Source organism: Streptomyces alboflavus (genome assembly GCF_000716675.1).
GTDB classification, from domain to species: Bacteria; Actinomycetota; Actinomycetes; order Streptomycetales; family Streptomycetaceae; genus Streptomyces; species Streptomyces alboflavus.
This window is the reverse complement of sequence record NZ_JNXT01000060.1, coordinates 39,543-51,891: the sequence shown is the minus strand read 5'-3', so window position 1 is coordinate 51,891 and position 12,349 is coordinate 39,543. Positions and strand designations below refer to the sequence as shown.

General features: G+C 71.3%; 10 protein-coding genes. 9 read left to right on the top strand and 1 reads right to left on the bottom strand.

What is annotated here, in order from left to right; translation table 11 throughout:
- Positions 1 to 1,195: glycosyltransferase 87 family protein (locus tag OO63_RS42590; protein ID WP_169786650.1), on the bottom strand; the 1,195-nt coding region annotated here is incomplete at its 3' end.
- A gap of 409 nt (positions 1,196 to 1,604) precedes the next feature.
- On the opposite strand from OO63_RS42590, the gene gatC reads away from it, so the two are divergent.
- The 9 genes from gatC to OO63_RS33710 all read left to right on the top strand — a co-directional run bounded on the left by gatC (position 1,605) and on the right by OO63_RS33710 (position 12,174).
- The gene (gene gatC, locus OO63_RS33750; RefSeq protein ID WP_010984178.1) at positions 1,605 to 1,901 is read left to right on the top strand and encodes an Asp-tRNA(Asn)/Glu-tRNA(Gln) amidotransferase subunit GatC; all 297 of its coding nucleotides are present in this window, start codon (positions 1,605 to 1,607) and stop codon (positions 1,899 to 1,901) included.
- A gap of 6 nt (positions 1,902 to 1,907) precedes the next feature.
- Positions 1,908 to 3,410, top strand: a complete 1,503-nt coding sequence (gatA, locus tag OO63_RS33745) for an Asp-tRNA(Asn)/Glu-tRNA(Gln) amidotransferase subunit GatA (RefSeq protein ID WP_030358966.1) — start codon at positions 1,908 to 1,910, stop codon at positions 3,408 to 3,410.
- A complete protein-coding gene (locus OO63_RS33740) occupies positions 3,407 to 3,652 on the top strand; it encodes a hypothetical protein (protein WP_030358967.1) in 246 nt (81 codons plus the stop codon). The genes gatA and OO63_RS33740 overlap by 4 nt, the downstream gene beginning before the upstream one ends.
- A gap of 18 nt (positions 3,653 to 3,670) precedes the next feature.
- Positions 3,671 to 5,188, top strand: coding sequence for an Asp-tRNA(Asn)/Glu-tRNA(Gln) amidotransferase subunit GatB (gene gatB, locus OO63_RS33735; protein WP_030358968.1), 1,518 nt, complete (start codon positions 3,671 to 3,673; stop codon positions 5,186 to 5,188).
- A gap of 376 nt (positions 5,189 to 5,564) precedes the next feature.
- The gene (locus tag OO63_RS33730; RefSeq protein ID WP_030358969.1) at positions 5,565 to 5,981 is read left to right on the top strand and encodes a hypothetical protein; all 417 of its coding nucleotides are present in this window, start codon (positions 5,565 to 5,567) and stop codon (positions 5,979 to 5,981) included.
- A gap of 196 nt (positions 5,982 to 6,177) precedes the next feature.
- Positions 6,178 to 8,274, top strand: a complete 2,097-nt coding sequence (locus tag OO63_RS33725) for a phosphocholine-specific phospholipase C (RefSeq protein WP_030358970.1) — start codon at positions 6,178 to 6,180, stop codon at positions 8,272 to 8,274.
- A gap of 261 nt (positions 8,275 to 8,535) precedes the next feature.
- Positions 8,536 to 10,779 carry an MMPL family transporter gene (locus tag OO63_RS33720; protein WP_030358971.1) on the top strand — a complete coding sequence of 748 codons (2,244 nt, stop codon included), beginning with the start codon at positions 8,536 to 8,538 and terminating at the stop codon, positions 10,777 to 10,779.
- Between the two features lie 35 nt (positions 10,780 to 10,814).
- Entirely contained in the window at positions 10,815 to 11,393 is a 579-nt protein-coding gene (locus tag OO63_RS33715) for a GNAT family N-acetyltransferase (protein WP_030358972.1), read from the top strand.
- 130 nt (positions 11,394 to 11,523) lie between these two features.
- Positions 11,524 to 12,174 (top strand): hypothetical protein, encoded by a 651-nt coding sequence (locus OO63_RS33710; protein ID WP_030358973.1) that lies wholly within the window; start codon positions 11,524 to 11,526, stop codon positions 12,172 to 12,174.
- Positions 12,175 to 12,349 lie beyond the last annotated feature (175 nt).

Sequence of the window (12,349 nt, the reverse complement as noted above, 5' to 3'; positions counted from 1 at the left end):
CCGAATCCCCCCACCCCCCGAACACCCACACCGCCCACACCACGAACCCAAGACCGACCCACACATAGAAGTTGCCCGACAGGAAGTGGAACGGGTCCCAGTCCTGCTCGCGGTGCCAGTGGGGCGTGTACCAGAGGAGTCCGTAGGGCAGCAGCGGCCGGGTCGGGTCCCAGGTGCCGAAGCCGTCGATGCGGATCGGCCACGCCGCGAACAGCGTGAACAGGCCAGCCACCCACAGCCAGGCGCGGGCCGTGGCCCGCCGGGCCGCCGCGTCGGCCGCGAGGACCAGGGCCGGGACGATCCACACCCAGTGGTGGGTCCACGACAGCGGCGAGCACAGCAGCGTCAGCGCCCCGACGACGCAGATCGCCACCAGTTCCCGGCCCCGCCGCGACGCCACCGCCGCCGCGGCGAGCCCGGCCACCACGAGCAGCCCGCACACCGCGCCCCACACCGGCCCGCCGACCCCGTCGCCACCGAAGCCGAGCCGGACGAAGACGCCGTTCAGGGACTGGTTGGCCAGATAGTCGCGGCCGCCGGGGCTGCCCGCGAGCGCCCCGCCCCAGAAGTCCGCCGACGCTTCCGGCAGCGCGATCCAGCCCGCGAGCACGGTTCCCGCGAACGCCGCCGTCGCCAGGCCCGCCGCCCGGAACCGCCGGGTGAGCAGGAGGTACACGATGAACAGGCCCGGCGTCAGCTTCAGGCCCGCCGCGACGCCGACGCCGAGCCCCTTCCACAGCCGCCGGTCGGACGTCGCGAGGTCCATGACGACCAGCGCCATGAGGACGAGGTTCACCTGCCCGAAGTCCAGGTTCTGCAGCACCGGCTCGGTCCACAGCGCGGCCCCGGCTACGGCGCACGCGCATCCGGCGGTGACCGCACCGGCCGCCCACCGGCTCCCCGCCCGCCCTCCGGACCCCGTCGCCGCCCGCGCCCCGCGCGCGACCCGCACCGCCGCCCACGCGACCAGCACCATCGCCACGACCGAGACCCCCGCGAGGACCCGCACCGCCACCGTCAGATCCGCGCCCGCGAAGGCACGGAACGGCAGCAGGGCGAACGGCGGATACAGGTACGGCAGCCCGTGGATCCCGTATTTGCCCGCGTACAGGCCCCGGTCCGGCGCGTCCGCCGCGTCCAGGTACACGCTCAGGTCGGCCGGGCTGCGCGCCCCCGTGTACGCCGGGTCCGTCACGACGTACCACCAGGCGATGAGCGAAGCCGTGAGGAGCAGCGCGCCGCCGAGGGGCGCCGCGAGGGCGAGGCCCCGTCCGCCCCCGGTGGCGCGCAGCCCCGTGAGAGCCCGATCCCTTAGTGCCCTGCCGGTCTGACGCAGTCCCATGCACGCATGGTCGGCCCCGCCGCGCGCCCCGTCCGGGCAGCTCACCGGCGGCTCACCGGGGGAGCGGGGGAACAGTGCGCCGGGTGGCGCAACGACGGAGCCGCGGCACCGCACAAGCACCGCACAAGCACCGCACAAGCCCCCCGCACGCACCCCGCCGGGACCCCGCGCGCGGCCCCGGAGGGAACTCGGGCGCGGGCAGCACGGCCAGCCCCATAGGATTGGGGGCGAAACCATCACACTCACCCCTGAGGATCGCTGCATGCCTGGCATCACGCGCGAGGAGGTCGCCCACCTCGCCCGCCTTGCACGTCTGGAGCTGAAGGCCGAGGAGCTCGACCACTTCGCCGGACAGCTCGACGACATCATCGGCGCGGTCGCACGCGTCTCGGAGGTCGCCGACCAAGACGTACCGCCGACCTCCCACCCGCTGCCGCTGACGAACGTCATGCGCGCGGACGAGGTCCGTCCGTCGCTCACCCCCGAGCAGGCGCTCTCCGGAGCCCCGGCACAGGAGCAGCAGCGTTTCAAGGTGCCGCAGATCCTGGGGGAGGACTAAGAAGTCATGACGGACCAGAACCACATCATCAAGCTCACCGCTGCCGAGATCGCCGAGAACATCGCCTCCGGCGTGCTCACCGCGGTCGAGGTCACCGAGGCCCACCTGGCCCGCATCGAGGCCGTCGACGAGAAGGTGCACGCCTTCCTGCACGTCGACCGCGAGGGCGCGCTCGCGCAGGCCCGCGCCGTGGACGCCAAGCGCGCGCGGGGCGAGAAGCTCGGCCCGCTCGCCGGTGTCCCGCTCGCGCTCAAGGACATCTTCACCACCGAGGGCGTGCCGACCACGGTCGGCTCCAAGATCCTCGAAGGCTGGATCCCGCCCTACGACGCGACGGTCACCAAGCGCCTCAAGGCCGCCGACGTCGTCATCCTCGGCAAGACCAACATGGACGAGTTCGCCATGGGGTCCTCGACGGAGAACAGCGCGTACGGCCCGACGGGCAACCCGTGGGACCTCACCCGCATCCCCGGCGGCTCCGGCGGCGGCTCCTCCGCGTCCCTCGCGGCGTACGAGGCCCCGCTCGCCATCGGCACCGACACCGGCGGCTCCATCCGCCAGCCCGCGGCCGTCACCGGCACGGTCGGCGTCAAGCCGACCTACGGCGGCGTCTCCCGCTACGGCATGGTGGCGTTCTCGTCCTCCCTGGACCAGGGCGGCCCCTGCGCCCGCACGGTCCTGGACGCGGCCCTCCTGCACGAGGTCATCGCCGGGCACGACCCGATGGACTCCACGTCCATCGACGCCCCGGTCCCCGCGGTCGTCGAGGCCGCCCGCAACGGCTCGGTCCAGGGCATGCGCGTCGGCGTCGTGAAGCAGTTCCGCGGCGAGCACTACCAGGCCGGCGTGATGCAGCGCTTCGACGAGTCGGTGGAGCTGCTCAAGGAGCTCGGCGCCGAGGTCGTGGAGCTGGACTGCCCGTCCTTCGACCTGGGCCTGTCGGCGTACTACCTGATCGCGCCGTCCGAGTGCTCCTCGAACCTGGCCCGCTTCGACGCCATGCGCTACGGCCTGCGCGTCGGCGACGACGGCACCCGCTCCGCCGAGGACGTCACCGCGCTCACCCGCGAGGCCGGCTTCGGCGACGAGGTCAAGCGCCGCGTGATGCTCGGTACGTACGCCCTCAGCTCCGGCTACTACGACGCGTACTACGGCAGCGCCCAGAAGGTCCGCACGCTCATCACGCGCGACTTCGAGAAGGCCTTCGAGCAGGTCGACGTGATCGTCTCGCCGACCACGCCCACCACCGCCTTCCCGATCGGCGAGCGCGCCGACGACCCGATGGCGATGTACCTGGCCGACCTGTGCACCATCCCGACCAACCTGGCGGGCAACGCCGCCATGTCGCTGCCCTGCGGCCTGGCGCCGGAGGACGGCCTGCCGGTCGGACTGCAGATCATCGCCCCTGCCCTGAAGGACGACCGCCTTTACAAGGTGGGCGCGGCCGTAGAGGCCGCCTTCGTGGAAAAGTGGGGCCACCCGCTGCTTGAGGAGGCACCGTCGCTGTGAGCAGTAAGACACTCTCCAAGGCCAAGGGCTTCAAGAAGTCCAAGACCGGCACGTATCTGTCCATCGGCACCACCGCGTTCGGCGCGCTCGGCACGCTCAAGCAGGTCAAGAAGGCCCGCGCCGAGCACGACACGCTCAAGCTCGTCGACGCGGTCGTCTCCGCCGCCGCCATCGTCACGGGCATCGCCATCCTGGTGCGCGAGCTGAAGCGCATCGGCGACGACGACGTTCTGCTCGGCTGAGAGGGAAGTTCCAACACCGTGACTGCCACGACCACCCCCGAGCTGGTGTCGTACGAGGACGCGCTCGCGACGTACGACCCGGTCATGGGCCTTGAGGTCCATGTCGAGCTCGGCACGAAGACCAAGATGTTCTGCGGCTGCTCCACGGAGCTGAAGCAGGACGCCAACACGCAGACCTGCCCCACCTGTCTCGGCCTGCCCGGCGCGCTGCCGGTCGTCAACGAGATCGGCGTGGAGTCCGCCATCAAGATCGGCCTCGCGCTGCACTGCGAGATCGCCGAGTGGTGCCGCTTCGCCCGGAAGAACTACTTCTATCCGGACATGCCGAAGAACTTCCAGACCTCCCAGTACGACGAGCCGATCGCCTTCAACGGCTATCTGGACGTCCAGCTGGAGGACGGCGAGGTCTTCCGCGTGGAGATCGAGCGCGCCCACATGGAGGAGGACACCGGCAAGTCGACGCACGTCGGCGGCGCGACCGGCCGCATCCACGGCGCCTCGCACTCGCTGCTCGACTACAACCGCGCGGGCATCCCGCTCATCGAGATCGTCACCAAGCCGATCGTCGGTGCCGGGGAGCGCGCCCCCGAGGTCGCCAAGGCGTACGTCGCCGAGCTGCGTGAGCTCATCAAGGCCCTCGGCGTCTCCGAGGCCCGCATGGAGCAGGGCCAGATGCGCTGCGACGTGAACCTCTCGCTGCGCCCGCACGGACAGGAGAAGTTCGGCACCCGCTCCGAGACGAAGAACGTCAACTCGCTGCGCTCCGTGGAGCGGGCCGCCCGCTTCGAGATCCAGCGCCACGCCGCCGTCCTCGGCGCGGGCGGGACGATCATCCAGGAGACCCGGCACTTCCACGAGGACGACGGTTCGACCACGTCGGGCCGGGTGAAGGAAGAGGCGGAGGACTACCGCTACTTCCCGGAGCCGGACCTGGTGCCGGTCGCCCCGTCCCGCGAGTGGGTCGAGGCCCTGCGCGCCACCCTGCCCGAGCTGCCGCTCGCCCAGCGCAACCGGCTGCGCGAGGAGTGGGGCGTGTCCGCCCACGACATGCAGTCGATCCTCAACGCCGGTGCCATCGGCCCGATCGTCGCCACGATCAACGCGGGCGCGGACGCCGTCTCCGCCCGCAAGTGGTGGATGGGCGAGCTGGCCCGCAACGCCAACGAGCAGGGCGTGGACCTCGGTTCGCTGCCGATCACCCCGGAGCACGTGGCGCGGGTCTCCGCGCTCGTCACCGCCGGTGAGCTGAACGACAAGCTGGCCCGTCAGGTCATTGACGGCGTCCTCAAGGGCGAGGGCACGCCCGACGAGGTCGTCGACAAGCGCGGCCTGAAGGTCGTCTCGGACGAGGGCGCGCTCAACGCGGCCGTCGAGGAGGCCATCGCCGGCAACCCGGCCATCGCGGACAAGATCCGCGGCGGCAAGGTGGCGGCGGTCGGCGCCCTGGTCGGCGCGGTCATGAAGGCCACCCGGGGGCAGGCCGACGCGGCCCGCGTCAAGGAGCTGATCCTGGAGCAGCTGGGCGTCGAGGGCTAGCCCTTCGCGATCCTCCCGCCCGCACGAGGGGCGCCGCACCACACGGTGCGGCGCCCCTTCGCGCTGGTGATGGCCAGTGCCAGAACCAGCCCTTGCCGGGATCAGTTGCCCAAGCGACTTGTCCCTGCCAACTGCTGCTCACTCGCGCCCCTCTGGAGACGCATCGACCGGCACCGGCCACGGGGGCGTGCCTGGGCCGGGGTCCCGTCGTCGGTCCCGCCGCCGAGCCGACGGCAGAAGGACGAGGTCAGCAGGCGTTCCGCAAGGTTGGCCCGTTGCCGTTCCCTGGCCGGTTGGCGCGCCTGCGCATCCCTGTGCCACGCACCTACCGTCGGCCCTCCTTGCTCACCCGGGTCAACCGAAGGAAGTGATCCACGTGGCCGTGACCGCTCTGACCGTCCTGGAAGGCGACCAGCCCACCCCCGAAGGCTGGGTGAAGATCAACAAGGACCTGAACGCCGGGGCCGGCGGCGCCTATCTGTACTTCGCGTACGAACTGAGCGGCTCGCACCTGCCGCTCACGAACATCATCTTCCTGCTCGACCCGAGCCAGGAGGTCCCGCCGACCTACATCAAGATCCCCTTGGACCTCAACAAGGGCGCGGGCGGCAAGTACATCTACGCGGCCTACACACGCGACCCGGACGCCGGTTCGCCGATCCAGTCCCTCGACGTACTGCTCAGTGACGACTCCGGGGCCGAGCCGCAGAAGCCGTGGCAGCGCTACGACACCGACCTCAACATGGGCGCGGGCGGCAAGTACGTGTATCTGAACCACCTTTCGGTCAGCTAGGTCCGGGCGGGCCCCGACGGCTCCTCGGAGCGGTCGGCCGGGCCGTGCCCGCCGCGGGCGCGGCCCGGTGGCCGGGGACGTTCACCATTACTTCCGTCCCGCGTCTTCCCTGAGCAACCAGGTGTCACTAGCGTCCCCGGCGAGCGCATGCAATGGATCGGTCCTGAACCATTGGGCGTTGACCGGGAGGTTGAGCGTGACCGCGGAGATTTCGCGCAGACGGCTGATGGCAGTGGGAGGCGGGGCGCTCGGTGCCGCCGCCGTGGGGTCGTTCCTGCCCCCGTCGTTGCAGCAGGCGCTCGCCAAGGAGCCGCCGAAGGGCGGGCTCGGCGCCATCGAGCACGTGGTGATCCTGATGCAGGAGAACCGCTCCTTCGACCACTACTTCGGGACGCTGCGCGGTGTGCGCGGCTTCTCCGACCGCAACGCGATCCAACTGCCCGGCGGCAAGAGCGTGTTCGAGCAGCCGGGACCACTGCGCTCGGTGCTTCCCTTCCCCGTCCGCGAGGCCGCGGCCGCGCAGCGACAGGACCTGCAGTACATCGGCGCCCTCGACCACTCCTGGAGCGGCGGCGCCAAGGCCTGGCACGACGGCTGGATGGACGGCTGGATCACCGCGAAGACCGCGGCCACGATGGCGTACTACACGCGCGAGGACATCCCGCTGCACTACGAACTCGCCGACACCTTCACCGTCTGCGACGCCTACCACTCCTCCATCCACACCTCCACCAGCCCCAACCGCAACCACCTGTGGAGCGGCAAGACGGGCTTCGAGGCGAACGGCAAGCGCGCCGTCGAGAACGACGCGTACGCCGAGGGCACGCACCCCGGCTACGACTGGGGGACGTACGCGGAGCGCCTGGAGAAGGCCGGGATCAGCTGGCAGACGTACACCGAGTGGGAGAACTTCACCGACAACCAGATCGAGTTCTTCACCACCTTCAAGGCCATCGCGCGCAAGGTCCTCGCCAAGACCGGCGACACCTTCATGGAGGCGTTCTACGCGAAGGTCCGCGACGCCAAGGACGAGGTGGAGCGGGGCAAGCTGCTCGCCGCGCTCGACGAGGGTGTCAAGACGCTCAGCAAGCGGGAGCGGTCGCTGTTCGAGCGGGGGCTCAGGCGGGTGCCCACCGGCACGCTGGCCGACCGGTTCGCCAAGGACGTGGCGCGCGGCAAGCTGGCCAGGGTCAACTACCTGGTGCCGTCCGCCCTGGACTCCGAGCACCCCTCGGTGTCCTCGCCGGTGCACAGCGCCACCATCGTCTACAAGGTCCTGGACGCGCTCGCCTCGCACCCCGAGGTGTGGCGGCGCACCGCTGTCTTCATCAACTACGACGAGAACGACGGCTTCTTCGACCACGTGCCGCCGCCCGTGCCGGGCGGGGACTCCGCCGAGGAGCAGGCGGAGCGCTGGCAGGGGCGGCCGACCGGGCTCGGGGCGCGGGTGCCGATGCTCGTCGTGTCGCCGTGGACCGTCGGCGGCTACGTCTGCTCCGAGGTCTTCGACCACACCTCCGTCGTGCGCTTCCTGGAGAAGTGGACGGGTGTGCGCGAGCCCAACATCGGCTCCTGGCGCCGGAAGGTCGTCGGCGACCTCACCAGCGCCTTCGACTTCCACCGCGGCCACCGCCAGCCCGAGGTCGAACAGCCCGGCACCATCCCGGTGTTCTCCGGCCGCTGGCAGCCGAAGCCGCCGGAGAAGCAGGTCATGCCCGTGCAGGAGCCCGGCGCCCGCCGCGCCCGCCCGCTGCCGTACCAGCCGGACGCCGACCTCAAGCGCACCAAGGACGGCGCCCTGAAGGTGCGGCTGCGCAACGGCGGCCGGCGCGCCGCGCACTTCGCGCTGTACCCGTACGCGGGCGAGTTCCCGATCCCGCAGCACCAGGACGTGTCCCACGACGGCTCCTGGATCCTGCCCGAGCAAAGTGACGCGTATCACTTCACCGTCACCGGGCCGAACGGATTCCGCCGCGAATTCGTAGGACAGAGGGAAGGCGCGGCCGCCCTCTCCTCGGCGATCACCCGGCGCGAGATCCATCTGACGCTGGCCAACCGGGGCAAGGGGAGCCTCGTCTTCACGGTCAAGCCGCTCGGATACGTGGAGGAAGCGGACGTCCGGCGGCGCACCCGCACGGTCCGGATCAAGGCAGGAAGCAGCCGCACCATCGCCTGGCAGACGGGCGACGAGCGCGGCTGGTACGACATCGAGGTCACCGCCGAGGGCGACAAGGGCTTCCGGCGGCGCCTGATGGGACACATCGAGAACGGTCGCGCCAGCGTCTCGGGGTGATCTGTGCACCGGGAGTCCCAGCGGGCTTCGAGGGTTTCGATGCCCTCTGGGATTCCCCTTGTGCCCTTGTGAGTAAGGCCACGAAAGGGACTAAGGATCTCCGGGGACTGTCAGAGTGTCTGCGCATGGGTCATCTCGCCGCATAAGCGATGATCATGATCCATTTCCCCGCTCATGTCGCTCATGTGTTCTTTACGGGTCACTCCGACGCTTCCCGGCTGCTCCCGCTGAAGATCCAGGAATCACTCAGGGAGCCCGTTCGTGGCAGCACTCGCCCGGTGGTGCGTCCGGCACCGCCTAGTCGCCGTACTGCTCTGGCTCCTCGCACTCGGCGGCACGGCCGCCGCTGCCGCCGCCGTCGGCTCCGCGTACTCGAACAACTACGAAGTGCCCGGCACCGAGTCCGACCGCGCCACCAAGCTCCTCGGCGAGGGCTTCCCCGACCTCGGCGGCGACAGCGACACCGTCGTCTGGCACACCGGAGCCGACCAGAAGGTCCGCTCGGCCGCCGTCGAGCAGACGATGACCGAGACCCTCGACAGCATCGCGGAGCTGCCCGGGGTCGCCTCCGTCACCAGCCCGTACGCCGACCGGGGCGCCGCCCAGATCAGCGCGGACGGCCGCACCGCGTACGCCACCGTCACCTTCCGTGACCAGATCGACTCGGTCGACCGGGCCGACGCCCAGGCCGTCGTCGACACTGCCAAGGCCGCCGAGAGCGAAGGCCTCGACATCGAGCTGGGCGGCGGCGCGATCGGCCTCACCGAGTCCAAGAGCGCCAAGACCGCCGAGATCGTCGGCGTCGCGGTCGCCGCCGTCGTGCTCTTCCTGGCCTTCGGCTCGCTGGCCGCCTCGCTGCTGCCCATCGCCACGGCCGTCGTCTCCGTCGGCACGGCGTACGCGGGCATCGTGCTGCTCGGCCACTTCATGACCGTCGCCGACTTCGCCCCGATGCTCGGCACCCTCATCGGACTCGGCGTCGGCATCGACTACGCCCTGTTCATCGTGACCAGGCACCGCAAGGGCCTCAAACGCGGCCTGCCCGTCGCCGAGGCCGCCGAACGGGCCGTCGCCACCACCGGCCGCGCCGTCGTCTTCGCGGGCGCCACCGTCTGCATCGCCCTGCTCGGCATGCTGATCCTGCGCCTGAGCTTCCTCAACGGCGTCGCCATCGCCGCGTCCCTCACCGTGATCCTGACCGTGGCCGCGTCGGTGACGCTGCTCCCCGCGCTGCTCGCCTTCATCGGCCCCCGCGCCCTCAGCCGCCGCGAGCGGCGCAGGCTCGCCGAGCGCGGGCCCGAGCCCGAGGTGCCGACGGGGCTCGCCGCCCGCTGGTCGGCGTTCGTGGAGCGCCACCCCAAGCTGCTCGGCGGCGTCGCCGTGGCCGTGATCGCGCTGCTCGCCATCCCCACCCTCTCCCTCCACCTGGGCACGTCCGACCAGGGCAACAACCCCTCGTCGGCCACCACCCGGCAGGCCTACGACCTCCTCGCCGACGGCTTCGGCCCCGGCGTGAACGGCCCCCTCACCCTCGTCACCGAGGTCAACGGCGCCGCCGACCGGCTCGCCGTCGACAACCTCGGCTCCACCCTGACGTCCACGCCGGGCGTCGCCTCCGTGAGCCCCGTGACGTACGACGACGGCGGCAGCGCGGCCTTCCTCACCGTCGTGCCGGACTCCGCGCCCCAGTCCAAGGCGACCAGCGACCTCGTCGACCGGCTCCGCACCGACGTGCTGCCCAAGGCCGAGACCGACACCTCCCTCGACGTGCACGTCGGCGGTGTGACGGCCGGGTACGACGACTTCGCGGAGATCATCGTCGGCAAGCTCCCGCTGTTCGTGGGCGTCGTGATCGGCCTCGGCTGCGTCCTGCTCCTGCTCGCCTTCCGCTCGGTCGGCATCCCGCTCAAGGCCGCCGTGATGAACGTGGCGGCGGTGGCGGCGGCGTTCGGTGTGGTCGTGGCGGTGTTCCAGTGGGGCTGGGGGAGCGAGCTGATGGGCCTCGGCCGGGCCGGGCCGATCGAGCCCTTCCTGCCCGTGATCATGGTCTCGGTTCTCTTCGGCCTCTCCATGGACTACCAGGTGTTCCTGGTCAGCAGGATGTACGAGGAGTGGCTGGAGACCGGCGACAACCGCGTCGCCGTCCGGGTGGGCCTCGCCGAGACCAGCCGCGTGATCAACTCCGCGGCCGTGATCATGATTTCGGTCTTCCTGGCGTTCGTGCTCAGCGGGGACCGGGTGATCGCGATGTTCGGCATCGCGCTCGCGGCGGCCGTCGCGCTCGACGCGTTCGTCCTGCGCACGCTCCTGGTGCCCGCCCTGATGCACATGCTCGGCGGCGCCAACTGGTGGCTGCCCAAGCGCCTCGACCGCTGGCTGCCCCGCATCAGTATTGAGGTGCCCGAATCGCGCGTGCGTGCGACGATCCCCGGGCAGTGTGCGACGGAGGATGCTCCGCTCACGCTGGAGGACGTGACGGCTGAGCGGCACGGGGGCGCGCGGTAGGGCGCGCGGGCGTGCCGACACGTGTGAGGAGCGGGATGTTCGCGATATCCGTGGGCGAAGGGGCCGAGCTGCGGCCGATCGAGCCGTGGCAGGCCGAGGAGCTGCTCGCCCATGTGGAGCGGGCGCGTGAGTACGCGGGGCCCTGGGTCCCGTTCACCGTCAAGGTCACGGACATGGAGTCGGCGCGGGCCCACCTCCAGCACTTCGCCGAGCGGCAGGCCGCCGACACCGGGCGCTTCTACGGCATCTGGCTCGACGGGACGCTCGTCGGCGGCGTGCTCTTCCGGATCTTCGACACCGCCGTCGAGTCCTGCGAGGTCGGCGTGTGGCTTGAGCCGTCGGCGGCCGGGCGCGGGCTGATCACCAACGCGTGCCGGGTCCTCATCGACTGGGCCGTCGACCAGCGCGGCATGCACCGCGTGGAGTGGCTCGTGTCCTCCCGCAACGACCGCAGCAAGGGTGTGGCGAAGCGGCTCGGCTTCGTGCGCGACGGGGTCCTGCGGGAGAGCTTCCCCTGGCAGGGGATCCGCCACGACATGGAGGTGTGGTCGGTCCTCGCGCCGGAGTGGCGCGAGGCGCGGGCCGAGCGGGAAGCGGCCAAGGCCCGGGACTAGGGCGGGGTGCGCCGGTGTCGTACGGGGGCGTGGCCCTCGGGGCGCCGGCCGCGCTCGGCGTTAAGCGGGCTCTCATAAACGGGCCTTCGCCGTAAGGGAGTTCTCATACTGCGTCCGTACGGTGCGGGGCATGGGAACCAAGGCAGTTGACGAGTCCGCAGACACCTCTGAGGCCGGGGCGGAGACCGAGGTCGACCTCAAGAAGGCCGAGGGGGCCGACGGGGCCGAGAAGGCGGGCCAGGCGCCCGCTGAGGCCGACGCCGCCGTGGCTGACGCCGCCGTGGCGGACGGGGAGCCCGCCGCCGCCGATGATGCTGCTGACGACGCCGACGAGGACGACCTGGACGACGAGTTCGAGGCCGCCGCGGGGGACACCGCCGCCTCGTCCGCCGGGGTCGGCCAGGGCGCCGGTGCCGTCGTCGCCGCCGCCCTCGGCGTGGTCGGGCTCTCCGGCGGCTGGCTCGGCACCGTCGCGTCCGCACGCGAGTCACTGATGGGGCAGCTCAAGACCTCGCAGGGCGCAAGCGTGGCCCAGCAGGTGGAGCAGGTCTACGGCGACTCCTGGAAGACCACCGCGCTGGTCGGCGGCCTCTTCGCGCTCGCGGCCCTGGTGATCGGCGCCGGTGTGCTGCTGCGGCCCGCGTTCGGCGAACCGGGGCGCGTCCAGGCGCCGTGGATCAAGTCGGTGGCGTGGGCCGGAGTCGCGCTCGGCGCGATCGGTCTGGTGCTGGCGATCGCGAAGTACTCGAACCTCCTCCTGGGACTGCCGTCGACGAGCTAGCGCACCGACAGCGAGCGGTGGGGCCATCGGCCCGCACGCATGCCCGCACGCATGCCCGCACGCATTTCCGGCAACGCGGCGCGCGGCTCGCCCGCGCGCTGCCAACTCCCTTCTGGCCTCGCCTTCCCGTCCGCTGAGGACGCGAGGGCGACACCCCGTCCTAGGCACTAGGCCC

Coding starts and splice junctions, on each gene's coding strand:
- gatC (WP_010984178.1), top strand. CDS start 1,605: ATGCCTGGCATCACGCGCGAGGAGGTCGCCCACCTCGCCCGCCTTGCA.
- gatA (WP_030358966.1), top strand. CDS start 1,908: ATGACGGACCAGAACCACATCATCAAGCTCACCGCTGCCGAGATCGCC.
- OO63_RS33715 (WP_030358972.1), top strand. CDS start 10,815: ATGTTCGCGATATCCGTGGGCGAAGGGGCCGAGCTGCGGCCGATCGAG.
- OO63_RS33710 (WP_030358973.1), top strand. CDS start 11,524: ATGGGAACCAAGGCAGTTGACGAGTCCGCAGACACCTCTGAGGCCGGG.